The sequence below is a fragment of the Caballeronia mineralivorans PML1(12) genome (assembly GCF_001028175.1).
Taxonomy (GTDB): Bacteria; Pseudomonadota; Gammaproteobacteria; order Burkholderiales; family Burkholderiaceae; genus Caballeronia; species Caballeronia mineralivorans.
In genome coordinates this window covers 1-20,075 of record NZ_AEJF01000225.1, presented here as the reverse complement: position 1 = coordinate 20,075, position 20,075 = coordinate 1, and the positions used below count along the sequence as shown (strand labels likewise).

At 56.9% G+C, this 20,075-nt stretch carries 17 protein-coding genes and 3 pseudogenes; 10 read left to right on the top strand and 10 right to left on the bottom strand.

Annotated features, from left to right (window positions below; translation table 11 throughout):
* The 3 genes and pseudogenes from EOS_RS36680 to ehuR form a co-directional block, all read right to left on the bottom strand.
* Window positions 1-385 (bottom strand): annotated as a pseudogene (locus EOS_RS36680) (ornithine cyclodeaminase family protein); the annotation flags it as partial.
* A 1-nt stretch (window position 386) separates the two neighbouring features.
* Window positions 387-1,352, bottom strand: a complete 966-nt coding sequence (eutB, locus tag EOS_RS36675; protein WP_047897119.1) for a hydroxyectoine utilization dehydratase EutB — start codon at window positions 1,350-1,352, stop codon at window positions 387-389.
* Window positions 1,353-1,449: 97 nt separating this feature from the next.
* Complete coding sequence (ehuR, locus tag EOS_RS36670; RefSeq protein ID WP_200908742.1) at window positions 1,450-2,859, bottom strand: MocR-like ectoine utilization transcription factor EhuR; 1,410 nt, start codon at window positions 2,857-2,859, stop codon at window positions 1,450-1,452.
* A 205-nt stretch (window positions 2,860-3,064) separates the two neighbouring features.
* On the opposite strand from ehuR, the gene ehuB reads away from it, so the two are divergent.
* The 4 genes from ehuB (at window position 3,065) to ehuA (ending at window position 6,195) form a co-directional block, all read left to right on the top strand.
* Window positions 3,065-3,922, top strand: a complete 858-nt coding sequence (gene ehuB / locus EOS_RS36665) for an ectoine/hydroxyectoine ABC transporter substrate-binding protein EhuB (RefSeq protein ID WP_047897118.1) — start codon at window positions 3,065-3,067, stop codon at window positions 3,920-3,922.
* Between the two features lie 65 nt (window positions 3,923-3,987).
* Window positions 3,988-4,656, top strand: a complete 669-nt coding sequence (ehuC, locus tag EOS_RS36660; RefSeq protein WP_047897117.1) for an ectoine/hydroxyectoine ABC transporter permease subunit EhuC — start codon at window positions 3,988-3,990, stop codon at window positions 4,654-4,656.
* The gene (gene ehuD / locus EOS_RS36655) at window positions 4,653-5,312 is read left to right on the top strand and encodes an ectoine/hydroxyectoine ABC transporter permease subunit EhuD (RefSeq protein ID WP_047897116.1); all 660 of its coding nucleotides are present in this window, start codon (window positions 4,653-4,655) and stop codon (window positions 5,310-5,312) included. The genes ehuC and ehuD overlap by 4 nt, the downstream gene beginning before the upstream one ends.
* Window positions 5,313-5,370: 58 nt before the next feature.
* Window positions 5,371-6,195, top strand: coding sequence for an ectoine/hydroxyectoine ABC transporter ATP-binding protein EhuA (gene ehuA / locus EOS_RS36650; protein WP_082163661.1), 825 nt, complete (start codon window positions 5,371-5,373; stop codon window positions 6,193-6,195).
* Window positions 6,196-6,356: 161 nt separating this feature from the next.
* Here the strand turns inward: ehuA and EOS_RS48460 are convergent.
* Both EOS_RS48460 and EOS_RS36645 read right to left on the bottom strand, forming a co-directional pair.
* Window positions 6,357-6,563: pseudogene (locus EOS_RS48460) on the bottom strand (hypothetical protein).
* Window positions 6,564-6,867: 304 nt separating this feature from the next.
* A complete protein-coding gene (locus EOS_RS36645; RefSeq protein ID WP_152693251.1) occupies window positions 6,868-7,203 on the bottom strand; it encodes a hypothetical protein in 336 nt (111 codons plus the stop codon).
* 1,523 nt (window positions 7,204-8,726) lie between these two features.
* Between EOS_RS36645 and EOS_RS36635 the strand changes: the two genes are divergently transcribed.
* Window positions 8,727-9,062 (top strand): hypothetical protein, encoded by a 336-nt coding sequence (locus EOS_RS36635; protein ID WP_047897112.1) that lies wholly within the window; start codon window positions 8,727-8,729, stop codon window positions 9,060-9,062.
* 891 nt (window positions 9,063-9,953) lie between these two features.
* Window positions 9,954-11,306: a sensor histidine kinase gene (locus EOS_RS36630; protein ID WP_063779129.1), complete on the top strand. Its 1,353-nt coding sequence runs from the start codon at window positions 9,954-9,956 to the stop codon at window positions 11,304-11,306.
* An 86-nt stretch (window positions 11,307-11,392) separates the two neighbouring features.
* Here the strand turns inward: EOS_RS36630 and EOS_RS48455 are convergent, their stop codons facing one another.
* Together EOS_RS48455 and EOS_RS36625 are read right to left on the bottom strand one after the other, a co-directional pair.
* Entirely contained in the window at window positions 11,393-11,713 is a 321-nt protein-coding gene (locus EOS_RS48455) for a hypothetical protein (RefSeq protein WP_075645465.1), read from the bottom strand.
* A gap of 716 nt (window positions 11,714-12,429) precedes the next feature.
* Window positions 12,430-13,635, bottom strand: coding sequence for a glycosyltransferase family 9 protein (locus EOS_RS36625; protein WP_047897111.1), 1,206 nt, complete (start codon window positions 13,633-13,635; stop codon window positions 12,430-12,432).
* 596 nt (window positions 13,636-14,231) lie between these two features.
* Here EOS_RS36625 and EOS_RS46705 point away from each other — a divergent pair.
* Window positions 14,232-15,134, top strand: a complete 903-nt coding sequence (locus tag EOS_RS46705; protein ID WP_152693250.1) for a dihydrolipoyllysine-residue succinyltransferase component of 2-oxoglutarate dehydrogenase complex — start codon at window positions 14,232-14,234, stop codon at window positions 15,132-15,134.
* 53 nt (window positions 15,135-15,187) lie between these two features.
* Here the strand turns inward: EOS_RS46705 and EOS_RS49435 are convergent, their stop codons facing one another.
* Window positions 15,188-15,529 (bottom strand): IS4/Tn5 family transposase DNA-binding protein, encoded by a 342-nt coding sequence (locus EOS_RS49435; protein ID WP_075645464.1) that lies wholly within the window; start codon window positions 15,527-15,529, stop codon window positions 15,188-15,190.
* Window positions 15,530-15,926: 397 nt separating this feature from the next.
* Entirely contained in the window at window positions 15,927-16,160 is a 234-nt protein-coding gene (locus EOS_RS49430; protein WP_047897109.1) for an arylamine N-acetyltransferase, read from the bottom strand.
* 271 nt (window positions 16,161-16,431) lie between these two features.
* Between EOS_RS49430 and EOS_RS36610 the strand changes: the two genes are divergently transcribed.
* The 3 genes from EOS_RS36610 to EOS_RS36595 all read left to right on the top strand — a co-directional run bounded on the left by EOS_RS36610 (window position 16,432) and on the right by EOS_RS36595 (window position 19,352).
* A complete protein-coding gene (locus EOS_RS36610; RefSeq protein WP_082163659.1) occupies window positions 16,432-17,484 on the top strand; it encodes an ATP-grasp fold amidoligase family protein in 1,053 nt (350 codons plus the stop codon).
* Window positions 17,485-18,075: 591 nt separating this feature from the next.
* Window positions 18,076-18,630, top strand: a complete 555-nt coding sequence (locus tag EOS_RS36600) for a DUF6875 domain-containing protein (RefSeq protein ID WP_047897107.1) — start codon at window positions 18,076-18,078, stop codon at window positions 18,628-18,630.
* Window positions 18,627-19,352 carry an oxygen-binding di-iron domain-containing protein gene (locus EOS_RS36595; protein ID WP_047897106.1) on the top strand — a complete coding sequence of 242 codons (726 nt, stop codon included), beginning with the start codon at window positions 18,627-18,629 and terminating at the stop codon, window positions 19,350-19,352. Before EOS_RS36600 ends, EOS_RS36595 begins: the two co-directional genes overlap by 4 nt.
* Window positions 19,353-19,432: 80 nt before the next feature.
* On the opposite strand, the pseudogene EOS_RS49585 reads toward EOS_RS36595, so the two are convergent.
* Window positions 19,433-19,975: pseudogene (locus EOS_RS49585) on the bottom strand (IS6 family transposase); the annotation flags it as partial.
* Window positions 19,976-20,075: the final 100 nt, after the last annotated feature.

Below are 20,075 nucleotides of genomic sequence, written 5' to 3'. Positions count from 1 at the left end.
GCGCGAGCCAGCGCGCCGCGACCGCGCCCGCTGCTGCGGTGCGAACCGCGGTGAGATAACCGTTGTCCAGCAGCACCGCTTCAGTCAATCCGGTACGCGCCGACAACACCAGCATGAGGCCATTGAGACTCGGCAGGCCGAGCGACGGATTGTTGAAAAAACCAGGGCTGACCTTGATCGCGAAGCTATCGACTCGGGGTAACCACGCGGTCTTTACATCGACTTCGCCGGCATGCTCGGGAAGGTCGAGACGAAGGATCGGCGGCATGGCTACCGCTTCAGTCGCAAGCGAAAGAAACGCGGCCTCGATTTGATCGATGGCGGCGAGATCGAGCGGAACAAGCGCCCGTAACTGTGCTTGGCTGAGCAGTGTGATGGCGGACATCTCAAGCCTCCAGAATCAATCGGCGATGCAGGTCCATATCGATGTTCAAGCCGCTCACGATCAGCACGACCGGACCGCGCTTGACGTCGATACGCCCGTCGAGAATCGCGGCAATACCGACCGCCGCCGCACCTTCTATCACCAGCCGCTCTTCGCGATATGCAAACACGACGCCGCGCTTGATCGATGCTTCGTTCAGCAGCACGACATCGTCGGCGAGCGTTTGTGTCAACGCGAAGGTGTGCTGATTGTCGAGGCCGATGCCGCCGCCAAGTGAATCCGCAAGGGTTTCGACTTCATCAACAAGCACAGGTCGACCCGCCGCCAGACTCGCGTGCATCGCGGCACCGCGTTCCATCGTTACGCCGATCATCGCGACGTCTTCGTAAATTCGCTTGGCCGCGAACGCAACGCCGCTAAACAATCCACCGCCCGACAAGGGCACGACAATAGCGGCCGTGTCCGGCAAGGACTCCATGATCTCCAGGCCGATGGTCGCTTGTCCCGCGATGACGTCGATGTCGTCAAAAGGCGGAACGAATGCGAAGCCTTCTTCGCTGACGAGACGCAACGCTTCGACCTGGGCATCGTCCTGACTCTTGCCGGCGATCACTACGCGTGCGCCGAGTGCATCAACGGCATCGACCTTGTTCTTCGGCACCAGCGCCGACATGCATACGGCCGCTTCCATGCCAAGCACACGTGCGGCGTGAGCGACCGCGCGGCCGTGGTTTCCCGTCGATGCAGTGACCACTTTTCTAATGCCGCGCTCGGCGAGTCTGGCCAATGCATTCGACGCGCCGCGCAACTTGAAGCTGCCGGTCGGCTGCATGGTTTCGAGCTTCAGATAGACCGGCGTCCTGGCGATCCGCGACAGCGCCGCTGACTGAAGCAGCGGCGTGTGCGTCACGCGTCCTTCAAGACGGCGGCGCGCGCGATAAACATCGGCAAGTGAGAAAGCGGGCATAAATCGAGTCGCATCCAAAGAGTTGATGCGATCGAGTGTAATGGCCTAAAAATCAGGTTTTAATGTCCTAGTTCAATCTATACGCGAGGATGAACGCTTAGCTGAAGTCATGCACATGCGGGTACTGTTCGAACACTTCGCCTATGGTTTCGATTGCGGTTTTAAAGGTGTGGTCTCCCACTTCAGCACCCACGCATAAGCGCACCGCGTTCGGTCGTTCGGCGCCGCCCACGAGGAAGGGATCCGGCGATGTCACGGCAATTTCTCGCTTGCGCAACTCGCGCGTCACGCGGTCCGCTTGCCAGTAATCCGGCACCTTCAGCCACGCCGATAGGGCCTGCGGATGGCTCCCGAGCAGATACGCGCCGAGCCCCTCGCGTACCATCGCCTGGCGCGTGGTGAGACGCTCGCGCTGCACGGCGACCAGGTGCTGCGCCGTCCCGTCAATGATCCAGCGCGTAGCGACTTCCGCCATGGGTGACGTCGCCGCCCAGCTGCTCACCCGCAACACGCTTTCGGCCCGCAGCGCGAGACGTCGCGGCATGGTGAGATAACCAATGCGCAAGCCAGTGAGCACCGACTTCGTCATGCTCGTGCAGTAGAACGACAACTCTGGAATCAGGCTGGCGATAGGCGTCTGCGTCTTGGCCGGCAACGCGCCGTAGACGTCGTCCTCGATCACGTACACGCCATAACGTTCGGCGATGCGTGCAATCGCGCGGCGACGCGAATCCGGCATCAAGGCTACCGTAGGGTTGTTCAGCGTCGGCGTGCAGACCAACGCACTGACGCGCTCGCTGTCGCACATTTCTTCGAAATGTTCGGAACGTATGCCGTATTCGTCGATATCCAGGCCTTTGAGCGTGAAGCCCAGCACATTCGCGGAGCCGATCACACCATGGTCGGTCAAGCTCTCGCACAGGACCGTGTCGCCAGGGCCGACAAATGACGCCAACGCCAGGAAGATGCCGTGCGCGGCGCCGTTGGTAACAAGCAGCGTCTCGGGATTCGCCGGCATGTTGAGCGAGGCCAGCCACGCGGCGCCCGCTTGCCGGTGATGCTCGAGCCCCGCGATCGGTCTGCACGCGCGTATCCACGGCTGGTCATCGACAGTGGCAAGTGTCACGCACACTTTGCGCCACATCGCATCGTGCTCCGGGGTATGCACGATGCGTGCAATTGAAAAGTCGACGACCTCGCGCTCGGCCGTGTCGAGCATGTATTTCGACATGGTTTCGGTTACGCGCGCCGTGACAAAACTGCCTCGCCCGACCTCGCAACGAATCAGCCCTTGCCGCTCCAGTTCCTTATACGCATTCGTCACGGTCTGGACGCTGATCGCCAGGTCCGCCGCGACCTCGCGCTGCGGCGGCAAGCGGGCACCTGACGGCAGCGCCGCGCTTTCAATATCGGCCGCGATCGCTTTTACCAGACGTTTATATTTCGACTCGACGCCATGCACCGTGCGCACTGCGTCACGCCACCGCTCGTTCACGTTTGCCTCCATTCAGTAGCGTTCATAGTGGCGCAGAAGCGGCCTTGAAAATTATTGTCCTAGAGCAATTAGAACAAAAATATGGCTTTGTATGCTGCGTTCATGGCGGTGTAGCGCGACTCTAAAACGGGAATAAAACCAAGGGTTTGCGAGCATTTTTCGCCACTTGTGCCGCGCGAGCGCGGCGCAATCAACCACGCTACGGAAACGGATCGACATGAAACTCAAACGAGTGTCTGGAATGCTGGCGGCGCTGTTCATTGTTGCAGCGGCGGGGTTGGTGGCTCATGCAGCGGCGGCGAATGCTGAAACGACCTTACAGCGCATTCAGCGCACGGGGGAAGTGCGCATTGGTTACGCGAACGAAAGCCCCTTTGCGTACACCACGCCGGACGGCACCGTCACCGGCGAGTCGCCCGAGATCGCGAAGAAGGTGTTCGCCAAGCTGGGCGTCAAGAAAGTCGACGCGGTCCTGACCGAGTGGGGTTCGCTCATTCCCGGCTTGCGCGCGGGCCGCTTCGACGTGATTGCAGCCGGCATGTATGTCACGCCTGAGCGTTGCAAGCAAGTCGCCTTCGCCAATCCTCAATACCAGATCCAGGACACCCTGCTGACGTTGAAGGGCAATCCAAAGCACCTGCAAAGTTACGCGGACGTCGGCAAGAACCCCGACGCAAAACTGGCTGTCATGTCGGGCTCGGTTGAGTTGGGCTACGCACGCGATTCCGGCGTGAAGGACGCGCAATTGCTGCAAGTACCCGACACCACTGCGCAGTTACAGGCCGTGCGCGCGAGCCGCGCCGACGCTGCAGCCGGTACCGCGCTGACTATGAAGGGTCTCGCCGCCAAAGCGGGTCCGACGGTCGAGGCGATCCCCAAGTTCACCGACGATCCCAAGCACACCGGTTACGGCGCCCTCGCCTTCCGCCCGGACGATACGGACCTGCGCGATGCCGTCAACCAGCAACTGCATGCGTGGCTCGGCACACCGGATCATCTCAAGACGGTCGCACCGTTCGGCTTCGATAAAAGCAACCTGCCGGACAAGACGACCGCACAACTCTGCGGCGGCTGACCGCCTGCGTTTGACGGGCCGGCAGGTGCCGACTCACACCGTCTCTTTGCCTAGCGAGGAACGCCATGGGCGATTTGCATGAACTCCTGCCCCTGTTGATGAAGGGCACGCTCGTCACCATCGAAATTGCCGTGTTTGGTATCTTGATGGCGATCGTGATGGCTGGCGTCGCGACGATCCTGCGCACATCTGCGTGGCGCGTTTTACGCTGGACCGGGAATGTGTACGTTGAAGTGTTCCGCGGCACCTCGCTGCTGGTGCAGCTATTCTGGTTCTTCTTCGTGTTGCCGTTGCCGCCGTTCAATCTCGCACTGACACCATTCACCGTGGCAATCGTCGGACTCGGGCTGCATTACGGCGCCTACGGCTCCGAGATCTTGCGCGGCGCGCTGCGCTCGGTTCCCGGTGGCCAATATGAAGCCGCGCTCGCGTTGAACATGCCTGCATCGGCAAGAATGCGCCGGATCGTCTTGCCGCAAGCCATGATCAACGCGCTGCCGCCCGCAACTAATCTGATGATCGAATTGTTGAAGGGGACTTCGCTAGTCTCGCTGATCACACTCTCCGATCTCACCTTCCGAGCGCGCCAACTCGACGAAGCAACCTTCAAGACCGCTGAGATTTTCGCGCTGACGCTGGCGATCTATTTCGTCCTGGCGCAGATTGTGGTGACCATCATGCGTCGTTTCGAACGGCGTGTCAGTTATGGCATTGCGCAGAGGACAGTGAGATGAACTCATTCTTCGACGTCAAATACGCGCTGCACATCCTGCCGGACCTGCTGCGCGCGTCGACGTACACCATCGGTATCACGCTGGTCGGGTTTGCCATTGCGTTGGTGCTGGGGCTCGTACTGGCTATTCTGCGACGCAGTTCCATTGCGCTGGCGTCGCGTGTGACCGGCTTCATTGTCGAATTCATTCGCAGCACGCCATTACTGATCCAGGTCTATGTGCTGTTCTACGTTGCGCCGCTTTATGGCATCACGATGTCGGCGCTGACCGCGGGCACGATCGGCATTGCGATCCACTACGCATGTTATGTCTCTGAGGTTTATCGCGCGGGGTTGAATGGCGTGGCGCAAGGCCAGTGGGAGGCAGCGTGCGCGTTGTCGTTGTCGCCGTGGCGCACATATAGCGGCGTCATTCTTCCGCAAGCGATTCGCCCCGTGATTCCCGCGCTTGGCAACTATCTGGTCGCCATGTTCAAGGACACGCCAGTGCTGTCCGCCATCACGGTGGTCGAACTCATGCAGCAGGCGAAAAATATCGGTTCGGAAACGTTTCGTTATCTTGAACCAATCACCATGACCGGCCTGTTCTTTTTATTGATCAGCGTAACGTTCGCCTCGGGCGTGCGTCACCTCGAACATCGCGTGAGATTGCCATGACGTACGTTCTATTCGAACGACCTGCCGGAGTATGCTGATGGAACTCCAGGAGAAGCAGATGAAACGGGATTTCGACCCCGCACTCGGCGCGGATGCTGCTGTGCCAAACATCCAGCCGATGGTGCGCTTCACCGGCGTCACGAAACGGTACGGCCCGCTCACGGTGCTCGACGCACTCGATCTGGAGGTCGCCCGCAACGAGAAGGTCGCGATCATCGGACCGAGCGGTTCGGGTAAATCCACCTTGCTGCGCGTGCTCATGACGCTCGATCCGCTGACTGACGGCCTGATAGAAGTGGAAGGCGAACCGTTGACGCACATGCGCCGAAACGGTGTGCTGGTGCCCGCGTCGGAACGGCATGTGCGCGACGTTCGCCGCAAGATCGGCATGGTGTTCCAAAGCTTTAATCTGTTTCCGCACATGACGGCCTTGCAAAACACCATCGAGGCACCGTTGCGAGTGCTTGGCATGTCGAAGCGCGATGCTGACGAGCGTGGCCGCGGGCTACTCTCCATGGTGGGCCTCGACGACAAATGCAATCACTTTCCGTCGCAGTTATCGGGTGGCCAGCAGCAGCGCGTGGCGATTGCCCGCGCGCTAGCGATGCGCCCCAAGGTGATGCTCTTCGACGAAGTGACCTCGGCGCTCGATCCCGAGTTGTGCGGTGAGGTGCTGAACGTGATTCGCAGGCTTGGCCACGAGCACGATCTGACCATGCTGATGGTCACGCACCAGATGGGTTTTGCTAAAGAATTCGCGGACCGGGTATGCTTCTTCTCACAGGGAAAAATCATAGAGCAGGCGCCGCCACAGCAATTTTTTGCGGCTCCACAACACGAGCGCACACAGCAGTTCTTGCGGGCGGTTCGCGAAGCGACTTAGTACTACAACCCACTGTGCGACACGTGTCACCGTTCGCCGAGCGTGATTCGACATGCAGTAACGGATGGCAAAGCTCTTTTCTGCGACAGTCTCGACTGTCTCTGAGTCGACAATCTGAGCGCATCCGTCAATTGCGCGGCGGCGAACCGCCCGCCCTACGGTCAAACTAACGGCACGGCGTTTTCCTGAGCCTGTAGCGCTTGATGTTGGGCAGCCTGCTCCTGAGCGTGTTTCTTCGCCAAATGTCTCCCCACCACACAGCCACCGACAGCCCGACGACCGCGTGGTGTCCTGCATAGTGGCCCGACATCACCCACCACTGCACCTTTGAGGCAACCGGCTGCGTTTGCAGTACCGATTGTCTCCAGCGCCTACTTTCATTCGAAGGTATTCAGAAAGTCGGGGCTTACGAGCGTGGTGCCTTCGGGCATTGTTTCGGTACCTCCGGATACCTTCTCCGACTCTTCACCAATAATTCTCCATAGCTGAGTCTTTGAGGCGACCATGTGTCTGGTGGCAGGCCGTTATTCTGGGCTTTCGCGACGCAGGCGTCGCGAAAGCCCAGAGCAGATGGCTCGGCTATAAATGACTCCATTAACGCGCCGTAGCATCGTCGTGGTGCGTGTGCGCGAAGCGACTGCCCTAGAGACGTCGACGAAGAGAATACGAGCGCTAATCGGTAAGGGTCATTAAGCGACGCCGTCCGACTTCGGATTTCGCATATTCCACAGCGAACTGGCGCGCCTGCGCTTCGGTCGCAAAGCAACCGAGCGCACCGGTTGCTTGTCCGTCACCGTTTTTGTCCGTGATGATGGCCGTCGACCTAAAGCCAGACGGGTCCTGTGTAACTATGGGGACAATCACGTTCCCCATGTAATCAACAGATGACGAATGAAACATAGACGAATCCTCCCTGTTGCCAAGTAGCAAAGCCGAAACATAGTTCGACGTTCCGCCGGCACCGCAATTTTCGAAGGATTGCTTGGTAACAGTGAGGAGTTTCGGCACCAACCTACTTCTTTAGACTATTCCGAAATGGGAGCCTGAAGGGAAAAAATTCATGACGCCGCAGAAACATATTCGGCCGCGTTTTCCCCTATCTCTGTCGCGGTCGATGAACCCCTGCGTTTTGGAATGCCAGCACGGAAGACGGAATCGTGGCTCGGCAAGATAGAGGGCGCGGGGAACGTTTCGCCGAATAGGCCTTCGCCAGGACAACCCATTGCAAAACGCCCGTCGATATGCGACGCGCGCAGCCGACGCGCCGCACCTCCCCGATACGGCTTGCGGCACAGCCCTTTTAATTCGACACGTGCGACCTATAACAGAACTTGAAGCGGCGCAGTCACCGTCAGCCAGAGTTTCGCCCTTGTGAGCAAGGGCATTCTCCGGCGAGTACTTGCGCCGCCCGTCAGGACTGCGCATTCGTCAGAGGTTATCAAATCCGTATGGGTGCGCGACGCGACTTTAGAGCACGACCGGTCGGCATTGATGCGGTTGGTACGTGCGATGACAACGTTCGATTTGTGATTTGCCGAGAAAAGGACTTAGGCAACCGAACTTCACGCGGGGAGTATGGAAATGAAATCAGCTTTCGCTTTAACGGCAGCCGGCGCCCTCTTTCTTCTGTCGGCTGGTTGCACGAGCGTACAGGAGACTCAGCAGAGCGTGCAGCCATCTGCACGGGCGACAATGGTCGAGAACGCTAATGCGTCTGCTCAGTCCAGCACGGACGTGTCATATGGCGGCGTTCCGGACACGCGAAGCGCAGCTGGAGGTACCCGCTCACCCAGTTCGCCTACATGCACTACTAGAGTGAAATGCGACCTTTTTTCCAAACACTGAGGCAGTAGTCAAGTCCCAACGGGAGCAATGAAACAAGCGCGCTAATGGGACATCTTGCCTGTCGCGGTCTTCGATGCCGAACTTTATTACGCCGCAATGGGCTATCCACATTGGCATGCGAATGAGAACCGTGGACATGCTCGCGGCATGATGGCGTCGTTTTAGAGGTTTTGTTTTGAGCTCCTCGCTGGCGAGAGGAGCGCTAGTCAGCGCAACTCTGCTCGCGCACCTGTTTAGCTGCATCGCGTAAACACTGGTTCTGAAAACAAGGTGTTTCCCCCAGAATCGACACCCATGCAACCGCACACTAGATGGCCTGTCATACAGGTAACGCCTACCTGTGAAAGTGCTTCATCTCGGTCCGAACATGTAAGGCACCTTCGCGACGATGAAGGGCAAAAATCTGGGCGACAGTTCATATGGAAACGGTTATTTCGACGTCGTATCAAAGGCACAGGCTCACAGCCAGCGCATGTCCCGCGCACCGTGGTCTCAACGCCGACGACCTCGTCATCGAAGAGCCGGGAGGCGGACTCAAAGCTTCCGTTGCATTGGACTATCTCTTGGACCGCACCTGCGCGTTGACCCACGCGACTCTCTAAGGACGCATGTCGGTTGACACGCGAGACAGGAATCTCGCCAGGCTTGAGCATCTCGGTATCAGTATGCAAACGAACGGAGACCACATGCGCGAAGTGCCAGTCATTGAACCCGAGCTGTACACGCAAACAAACCCAACGCTGCGCTTCCTCGCACGAGACCCAAGGGACCATGTCATTGCCTTGGTTTATTGGCTGGGAATGACAAGTCCTTCACGCGAACCTAGCTTTTACGACGCGATGCAAAAATTCAGTCCGCTGATGCAGTTGATTCTTCCGGACGAACGCCCCGGCGTATTTGTGAATCGGAGCGCCGTGCTCCGCGCGCAAGACTTGGGACTTGTAAAACGTCTCGTCTTTAAAGATTGGTCATCGCTCGATGTTCGCTATGCCGGGCCGTGTCGCGATCTTTACTTCAAGTAGACGGGACCCTTACTACATCGGCACGTCAAAGGAGGGAGTTCAGTCCTTGACGTACCGTTTTCATCGCTACGAATCTGCTTGCGCTGCGCCGTACAATGGATGTTCTTTTCACGAGCACAAAGGAATACTTATCAACGAACGTTCTGTTAGGAGACGACTACCACGCTACAACCGATGCAGCCGCACACGAATCCCGATGGAAACAGCACGATGGAATCGCTATCTGAACATCAGGCGGAGTCGACGCGACGTGGTGGCGTTACCTGCCAATCGCTCGCTAGACCGTTAAGCGGTCCTTCGAACGAACTTAACTTGTTCCAGCGCATAGCCACGTGATGTCCACTCCTAGAATGTCCGAAAGTTTGTGGCAGTGTTCAGCACCCGGAGCCATAATTCCAGCTCTCCAAAGAGTGACATCGCCATCCGATACAGCAAGCAAACGTGCTAGCCGACCAGACGTTATCTTCGCCCGCTTGATGGTCATATCAAGTCGTGCTGCGAACGCACGCTTAGCACTGGACGTTTTGAGGTTGTCTGGAAATTTTGCGTCTGCATTCAGCGGAGACTTCATAGCATATATGCGATGGGCTGATTCATTGACGACGAAGTTTACATGCGTCCAGCCCGAGGTCCCCGTGACGCCCATGAACAATCGCCTCCGTAATCGGCGACTTTAAGAAGATTATTTCTGCTCGCTATTCATTTGAGTTTGTTGACAGCGACTCACAGAGCCATTGGCAAAATTCGCCCGCAAATGATAGGGCCGACCTTATGAACGAAAACGCGCTTTCGAGACTGGTTGCGCAGTTCTATGCTTAGACGTATTTGGGCGCCGAGTAGGCTTTCGGCGACGGGGACCTCCCATGAACATGCACCGTCGAGGCTCAGACAATGACCAATACACCTGTTGGCCCCCTGCAGCGACTTGCAGCGACATTGCGCGACCAGCGGGACGTGCTGACCAACCGTTGGATAAAATCCGCGTTACGTGATGCCGACATCGGACATTGCCACGTGCTTACGTATGAACAGCTGGCCGACCATGTTCCGGTGATTCTCGACGAAATTTGCTATTTCCTCGAGTCGGAACACCTGAGCGATGTGGAAGTGGCTATCGAGCGCGATGCGAGGACACACGGCCATTGGCGCTGGAAACAAGGATATCGACTGGACGAACTGATTCGTGAATTGGACTTGTTTCGCCGCGTTCTGACCGCAGCCATCGCTAACTTCGCGGAAGACAATCATGACTTCACTCGGAGTCACGAGACCCACGCGCGGGATTTGGTCGATGACGCCGTAAACCTAGTGATGCTGGCGTCTGTCCGCCAACTCGTCGGCGAGCAAGAAAGAAAAGTCGGCGAATACACCGGCATGCTTGAGGAAGCGAATCGCGGACTCGCTTCGCAGCGGGAGTTGCTAGCCGACATATATCAGGCGCGACAACTGGCCGCGCGTAGCGTTGTGCACGAACTGCGCAATTTCCTGAATGTGTTTGAAACATCGCTCGAGCTGGTCAGGGCGCGTCCCGCAAAGGTGGACACCGCGCTGACCGTGGCCAGCCGACAAATTGCCGACATGAAGCTACTGGTCGACCAGTTGTTCGAGTATTCGGTCGTCTTGAGTGAAAATCAGGTGCCTGTAGTTGAACGGTTCGAACTCCGGGCTTTGTACGACGAACTGGTGTTAGCGCATCGAGTGGGCGCCGAAGCCAAGGGCCTTCACTTACGCTCCGAGTTTGATTCGAGCCTGGATTTCGTAACCTTGAATCGATTGAGAGTCAAACAAATTGCAGTGAACCTAATTTCCAATGCCATGAAATACACGCGGTCTGGAGAGGTAGGTTTTGCACTGGTGAAACTCGGCGCTGACCGCTGGTGTCTGCGCGTGTCTGACACCGGCGAGGGCATCTCTTTGGAAGACCAAGAGCGAGTATTCGGTGAATTGGAGCGCGCGGCCGGAGCCGATATACCCGGCGCAGGATTGGGGCTGGCGATTGTTAAAGAACTCGTATGGTCTTTAAGCGGTGAGATTTGGGTCGTGTCGGAAAAGGGAAAAGGAAGTGTGTTCGAAATAAGGTTGCCACTTCATTTGCCTCAGCAGTCCGGTTCCGACGAATCGCCATCTGTTGCGAGTTGCCAGAACCGGGCGGTCTCAAGGGTCGAGGTTGCAGGGGAGCACACCTTGTCGAGTTCGTGCGTTCTGTTACTCAAGCGAAGCCACGATTTATCGGGCGAAATCTGACCGGCGTCGGCATCGACGGTGGCCGGGTTCCCCTAAGCCGCGCGTGATGCGCGACTCGGCTTCAGCTGTTTATATCTATGGGTCGGTCAGAGGACTGCGGGCTCGTGGGAAGAGGCCGCGTAGTGGAAAGAACCATACGACGCGGCGGCTACAACCCGCGAGACGGGGCGCACGGTGGTCAACTTCCGCCTGTCGGCAGTAGGCGGAAACACGCACCAACTACCGTCATCGTGCCGAAAGAAGAACAACGCGCGGGCTCCGTCCGCTGACGAGGTCTCGACGCATACGTAGCGTCTGCCGCCCCAACGTGTACGACTGAATTCAGTCACATGAACCGGTATCGCGTGAGTCGGAGCGAGCCATTTTTCGACTTGGCACCGCAGGGACTGCTCATTCGTGTTTTGCATGTTCCTCTCCAGCAAGTCCGAGGGCGACCGACGTTGGACGCGAGTTCGTTTCGAGGTACCGAATCAGCACGTCACGCTCGTGTTGGTAAATGCCAGGGTCGGCCCTTTTTCGCCCTTCACCTTCCCAACGTCGCAGACGACCACGATGTTGACCTCGGGTTTGTGAGTTCTGAAACCGAATATTTCATGAGGGCGCGTATCCCGGGCGGCAATCTTTGACGTTGTCATCGGTTCGCGCGGGTCGTGTTCAGGCCGCGGCTCAGGCGCTTGCCGCGCGGCGTGCGATTTCTGTTTTGCAGTTTGTATCCGCAGCGAAGGTCAGCGTCGCAGCCAGACCAAAACCTGTTGCCAACGGTCAGCGGTCATCGAGCCGAACCAGTCATTGTGGCCGGCGCCAGGCAACAAAGGGAATTGCGCGTGCAGATGCGGGCGGGTGAGCCGTTCGGCGTGCCATACGGGGTATACGCTGCATTCGCGTCAACTCGCCCATGCGCGCGGTCCACAAAGGATCCGCCGCATCGACTTCCCGCAACTTCAAGCCCGCCATCTGGCATGACAGACGTGTCCGCCACGCTATAGGAGGTCGAATCTGTCCGGTAGAACACCGCTAGCGTGATCACGCAAACTCTCATCCCGCGCCAGCGGAGAAAGACGAGAATGTCGTGCTCGAGTTCAGACCGAACACAGAAGGTGAAATGTGGGCCGCTTGCTTGTGTTCAGCCTGGTTGTTTGACGGGGGAGCGGGAACTGTTGTCTGGTGCAGTCCATCGGATCTGGCGCGTGTTCCCGATATCTGGCGCGGACCCTGAGTTCCGGTCAGGTGTCCCATCGCGCAAACCGAGCATGGTCGCCGCCGCAGAAATTACGGTTCCCGCATCCAGCGACGACAGGCAGTCACTGTGGCTCTGCTGATGCCGCTTACAGCCCTCCTGCATACATGGCACACAGGCACCGGAGCCTTGCAGCAAGAACACGTTTTCGATCGAGCGCGAGCCGCGCAATTGCCAAGGACTTTCATGCTGACGCCACGACACCGGCCACGGTCCCCAGGCAATCGGATTGGATGGCCCGAAGACGACGACCATTGGCGTGCCGGTCGCCGCGGCAATATGCGATACCCCTGTATCAACGCCGATGTACAGCGCGGCCCGCCCGATCACCGTGGCAAGCTCCGCAAGCGACACGCGGCCCACGAGGTCGACCACGTCAGGACCCGCGCCCTGCTGAACAACTGCCACATCTGCATCGTGCGTCGCCTGGGTTCCGCCGCTCAACACGACCCCGTAACCGAGGGCGCGCAACCATGCAATCAACTCGGTCCATCCTGCCGCGTGCCAGGCTTTGTACCGGTACATCGCGTCGATCTGCAGCACCACGAACGGCTTATCCCCGAGCGGCTTCAACTTGCGATCCAAGCCCGCCGCAAGCTCGGCCTCGGTGCTCATTGACGGCGGCACAACGTGGTAGACCGGTTCGACTCCGAGCAGCCCCAAGCCCATGAGTGCGACGCTGACCGTATGGGTTTCCGGAGGCGCTAACAGACGTCGATGAAACAATATGCGTTTCGCCAGATTCTTCTTGCCCGATGCTACGATCCCCAAGCGGTATCGTCCGCTTATCCAGCAGTAAAAGCTCGCCCGGTCCGACTGGGTCACGGAATAGGCAATGTTATATTTACGCCATAGAGAGACTGCTTCGATCAGCCGCTCCCGACGAGTGCCGCGGCGCTTCACGACAATAACCCGGGCGACGTCGGGATTGTTTTCGAGCGCTCCCTCGGTTCCCTCGAATACAAGGACGTGAATCTCTGCCGTGGGCCACCTGGTCTTCAGCGACCGGATTACGGGCGTGATCAGAACAACGTCTCCGATTCGCCGGGTGCCAATTACCAGGATGCGGTTCGGCGTCTCAAGTGGCAACATGACTGTCCCTATTTACGAAATCTACTCGCCCTACCCGACCGAACCGCTGCCGGGTTCCAGTGTTTGAAAAAGGCATGAACCGCCGTAGCCCGCGCAATCGCAACAGAATCGATAGACAAAACCTGTACACAGATAGTGCCCTCCAGCAACAATTTTTCCGATGGAGGAAAAATTCCGGAGGCTCGGTAGTTTCAGTCACGCGGCCATGTGAGACTTGTTGAGTTGCAGATAATAAGCGGCGCACATCCGACCCGCTGACCGGCGAATCGATATCGCTTATGCTCGCTATCAAGGCTTTTTCACAATTTATGCGCTGGACCTACGTTCAACACGCCGGCTTCTCGGTGAGCTGGGGGACTCAAGCTTTACTTCTGGATATGTGCCCGCGTTCGCGGAACCCCATCCGTCAGCCGCCGACCAATCTTATTAGATGGCAACATAAGCAATCCTGAACATACTGAATCGATCCGCCTCACCCCTAGCAAGATACGAACGCGGTATGATCAATGTGCCGCGCTTCCATCGCTCGAAGCTCAAGATGGTCCGGCCCTTAACTGGCACTATTCATCATATCTGCCTTTATGGCTTACATTAACATGAACATTGCAGCAAAAACGTTTATATCAGGACTGCTGTTGGCTGAAATGGGGCTCGGGGCGTATCTACTATTGCCCCACGATGATGAGTCTATACCAGACCGAGTGATCTCCGACTCCACTGGCGACTCCCGTGCCGCCGACCTTAGCGGAGCAACCGCAATCGCGATGAACAAGGTAGATCGGTCAGGACTCGCTCCAGGTTCGACCAGAGTGCCGGAAGCTCTTGACACCGTGCGCGACAGCTTGAGACGTGACGAACCAGTATCAGCGAAAGCATCGCCGACCGCGGTGGCCACTGCAGAGAAAGACAATTCAACGGCACTTCAAGTGCAGCGAGAGCTGCTTGCCCGGGAAGAACTGGCCAAAGCCCCACCGCAATCGCCGCAACCAGGCAAACCTGTGTTAGAAATCGAGCCCAAACTACAAAGCTCGGCGACCATGGCAGCGGATGCCCCTCGATACGGCAATGCCAATGTCGCTACGGGAGCCGTGGTTCCCGCGGCACCGCCCACTCCGACAAAAGAGAATACCGTGGCGGCGTCGGTGCTCTCTGGAACCGAGAACTCGGTGCCCGAACCGAGTCCGTCGACACCAGATGTCCGGGAGGGCGCAGGAACAACACCCCCGACCCGGCAACGCGTGCCCCAGACGCCCGAACGGATGGACGTTCAGCCTTCCGCACGTATTGGTGCAGGCCAAGTTCCTGGTGCAGGCAAAGTTCTGGAACATGCGAATAGGCCTGATGTGTTGCATCGCCCCGCATCGAGCCAAGCCGGCGCGGCGATGACGGACAAGTTGACCAAAGAATCCGTCGCAGCGGCAATTACGGACAAGTTAGTCAGAGAATCCGCCGAAATCAATTCGGCATCGGACTCGCCGCACCGACAAGGTGCGCGTTAACTGAGTCGCCCTCGCAGCAAACGGCTGACGCGTCCGACCCTCCATTGGCATCCTCACAATTCTTGCGAATGACAATTGTCACCAGCCCCTGCTCTGCAGGGTATAGACGACGTGAGGTGCGAGGGCGCCGTCTGCATCGACCTGGTCATATCGAACAAGCGATACGCTGCGTCGCGTTGTGTAGCATCGAGCGCGCATGGAAATGAACGATCAGGCGTGTTGACCAGTCGCCACGCCAAAGCGACGAGCCGACTGGTCAAGCAGGCATCTCCCAGACTTGCCGCGCCAAATTCGGCATCGACCCAGTCATCTTTGTCACTGGTGGAAGGCAACGGCGTGCGATTGATGTCAAGCGTGTACTCAAGCCAACATCGACTCGAATTGTTTATCAACATCCTTCCGCCGAAGATGTAGCGAATCCTGCACCTTGTTAACCGAGGCTTGGCGCCCTTCCGTTTGCGCGCCGGCGTTTGACGAACGCGCGCTTCAACGGCTGTCATAATCGCTTGGCTTCTATTCCCTGCTTCTATTCCCTCTGTTACGGCTGCGCGACAATGCACAATATCTTTCGTCGAGGGAAATGACCAATTGATTCGTTCTACTGCGTTGCTCGACGACTCGCATTAATTGCCATCAGGTTATGTCTCGGATGCTATTGCGGCCGGTCTATAAGCATGGTTCCCCCGTTGCGTATCGGATTGCTGGGGGCTTGTGATTTTTTGGATAGTCATCGGAGTTGGAGAAGCCGGCCTACGTTTTCTTAAGAACGCGGCGGTTGACACAATCTCAGCTCTAACGCGATATACACGCAGGGAACCTGCAGGACCCTAGAAGGGGAATACGCGGGCATATGTTCAGTTCGTAACAGATACCCCCTCGACGTCTCTCGGCGATCTTGTTAAACAACAGCGCTTCGTCAAGGACGATTTTCCGTCCGAGGTGGATATCCAGGTTTTCAAAGGGAATCGACAACATATGGGCATATTGCAGGGTCCGGAGACTCGGTATGTCCAGCGTCAGGTCCATACACGCACGAAAAGGACAACTATCCCCACAATGCGCCAACAGTTCAACACTTTAGGACACGCCGCATTGACGCATCGAACTGATCGGTTATGCTTTGACCGGTTATGCTTCGCCGCAGCATGAAGTGAAGCAATTGAGGAGTGCGCAAGGATGGGGCGATCGAGAGGGTGTCCGACCAGGTTTCCAGACGATCCGCGGTCTGGCCGTCTGTGCTGCTTGTGCCTGACCGTTCCTGTTCGATTGGATATCCAGCACGTGAGGAGGCAGTCCGATGACCATTTCTGTTGAAACAGGGGAGCGAGCGCAATCGGTTCAAGGGCGGCTCTGGTCTGCGTTGAGGAAGCGCTTTTCGCCGCAAATTGCCGGCCAGCGGTTTGTTGGCTTATCGGGCACGGCAGTGCTGAAAAGGGTTACCAGTGCAACCGCCAATCGATTGCTTCACGGCGTGAAGCACTTCCTCCCCGATTACGTGTTTTTGCTTCTTTCGCATCGCAGGAGAGTCGGGCGATTCCCGAATCTGAAAAACGCGGCGACGTTTAACGAAATGATCTTGGACCGCTGCCTGCATCCGGATCCGCGGTGGAGCGCGTTAACCGACAAGCTCGGCGTTCGCGAGTATGTGAAGAGCAAGGTCGGGGAGAAGCATCTGATCCCGCTGCTTGCGGCGCCCGATACCTTTACGCAAGAAGTGTTCGACTCGCTTCCCGCTTCATTCGTCATGAAAGCGAACCATGGATGCGGATTCGTCAAGGTGGTCTGGGACAAATCTGATACGTCGTTCGAGAAACTGAATCAGCTCGCAAATGAATGGCTGGCTACCGATTTCTATCGCGCCTCACGCGAACGACACTATCGGTCTATCGAACGCCGGATCTTCTTTGAAAAATTGCTCCTTGACCGAAGCGGAAAAATTCCGGCGGACTTCAAAATGAATATCTTCGGACGCGCACAGGGCGCACCGATCATCTATACGGGCGTGGTTTCCGACCGGTTTGGCGATCCGCGGCACGATTTCTACGACGCACAGTGGAATCGGCTGGACGTCGTATTGGGTGAATATCCGTGCAGCGTGGTCGCTGCGCCGCCGTTGCCGAATTGGGACGAGGTGGTTAGAGTTGCCACGCTGCTGGCGGAAGGCCTCGGTTACGTGCGGGTGGACCTTTACGCGCCTGACAATGAGGTCTTCTTCGGCGAGCTGACGTTCACGCCAGGTGCCGGCGTTTCCCGTTTTTTGCCGGACCGCTACGATTACGAGTGGGGGCAGCTTCTAAAAGAAATGCCCCCACCGCAAGCGCTGAGCGGCATGCGCGGGCCGTCGAGTTAGGGATGGAGGCAACGACGATGAGCGCGAAATAGGCCTTGCTGAAGCGCGCGCTGCTACCCGGCGCTCGGGGCCTGCGCATTGCCATCAAGCCTGTTCAGAGCGCACGGTTTCTTGTCGCCAAGCATGTCGCCGGCTACGGCACACTCCGCACAGGCCGCTCCACTGTCACGCAGCCTCGTAAAGCTCGCACAACTCACGGTTATGTAGCGCGCGCCAACGATCACCCACCAGGCAATACTGTCATCTGGCGAGGCCCACATCGTCTCATCGACATCCAGCTTGGCCATATTGGCTGGGCGTGAAAATCCTGCGTAATTGCAAGCTTCTGGGAGCAGTTTGCAAGCCTATTGTCACGACTTAATGGAATGGACTAAACCGGCCAACACTTCGTTTCGGACTTGCCGCATTCCGCACATAAATGAGTGCTGATGCTCCAACTCATCACGAAGTGAAGCAGCTTAGGAGGCGCGGACATGCTGACTTGGTCTGCGTAAGTCCTACCTTAAGTTAATTCCAAATCGACGATTGATGAGGTTGATCATGGTAACAGGGGTGTCAGAATCAGAACATCTGTCTCTTGAGGAGGCATCGATGGATGAAGGCTTCTCCAAGGTCATCGACTGGATCGAAAGTTTCCTCTGCGCCCCCAACAGTGATGTCGGAAGGTCCGGTGACGTGTGCCCATTTGCCAAAACAGCGATGTTAAAAAAATCCATCGAGTTTTTTCGAAATCACTCTGAAAGCGTCATGTGTCTATCAAGAGACATAGAGATGCACATGGAGGAATTCCAGCGAAGCGGCGGAATCTATGACATATACCAGTGTCGAATAATTGTGCCGACCAGACTCAACGAAGTCGTAAGCGCAGTAGAATATGTCCAAAAGCGGTTAAAGCCTGCGTTCGTTGAACGCCACATGATGATCGGTCAATTTTTTCAGGGTTGCGAGGTGCCTGGACTGTGGAATAATATGTTTCGTCCCCTGCAGGCGCCGATTCCATTAATCGCCATCCGAAATATGGTACCGACAGATATTGCCTTTTTGTACGGCGAAGAAAGCCATGTGCGCGTGTACTTAGAGAAATTCGGCAAGCGTGGAGCTATCGCCCTTCGGCAATTTGAGATGACAATGGAGGCAAATAAATGAAGTCCTCAAAAATAGATATTTTTGCTGATGATGTCTATAGGAACAGCATATTTATCGAAAAACTAAACCTTAGCTTCTGCCAGTTCTTTGTAAAATCACCGTCTGGCAGCATCCTCTGCATAGAGACGGGAATGAGAGATGACTTTTCACAACTAAAATCTAATTTGCTAACCGTAGGGATCAACGTTGGATCCGTCAGCAGTATCGTTGCTCCTCATTTCGAGGCCGACGAAATGGGCGCCCTTCCGGATTTTATGTTGCAAAATCAGAATCTAATCGCATACGCTCACCCCATCTGTTCGCACGCGCTCGCCGACATATTTTCCGTCAAAACAAGACTGCTTAAAGATGAAGTGCCGATCACAATTAACGAAGAGTTAATTATCCCGATCTTCACAAAACACGTACACCAGTGGGATTCATTAGTGATATATATTCCGCGGTTCAAAGCGCTTTTTTCATCTGACATCTTCATGAGATATGGTACCGTCGACGAAGCATCAGGAAGTACATTGCAGGGCATTATTGCGTCGATAGAGAAATCCGGATACCTTCCCTCCATCGACCATCTGTATTCAGCGTTAAAAAAGATTCAAAAATATGATGTCGACTGGATATTCCCGATGCACGGCCCTTCGATTCACAATGATGCCGCGGCGACAATTGATGGGCTCATAGGGTACTGCACGAAGAATAGGCTTAAAGAAATTGTCGAAAGATAATCCGGGCTTAGGCATCGCATGAAAATTAAGACGGGCAAGGTCCGTTTCAATGTCGATTCTATCTCTGTGTGGATGGATCACTAGCCTAACTTGGCTCTTGGTTCGGGCCATCCCCGTATCAGCCAAGAACGATCCAGCATCGAGTTGCCCGTTACGGTTTCCCATGCCTCGAAGGCCCGCCTGCGTGCCTGCCGCTTCTGTTGCGCGTTCGCGTTGTAGCAATTCTCCGCCAGGTTGTTCAGTCCTTTGTGTTATCGGTGTTCCACGTTCAGCCCGAGATCCCTGTTTGCTGCTACGTAGCTCTTGAGCTTGTCGGTGATTAGTACGCGCGGCGCGCGACCGTGCTTCCTGAGCAGCTTGCGCATGAGTCGCCTGGCTGCGTGCCTGGTCGCGCCCTCGCACCAGCACGTCGAGCACCGCCCCGTGCCGGTCCACCGCACGCCACAACCAGTGCTTCCTGCCGTTGATGGTGACCATCAGTTCGTCGAGATGCCACTTGTCGCCCCGGCCCAGCGCGGTGGCGCGGATGCGCCGGGCAATGCCCAAGCCGAACTTCACCGACCAGCGCCGCACCGTTTCAAAAGTGCGTCGATGCCGCGCGGGGCCAGCAGTTCCTCGACCATTGTAAAGAGGCGGCCTTGCGTTCCCGAACACACTCCTTTGCCCGCGCGGAGCAGCGCCGCCGTCCAAGGGCCTGCTGCTCTCTCACTTCAAACAACTGCT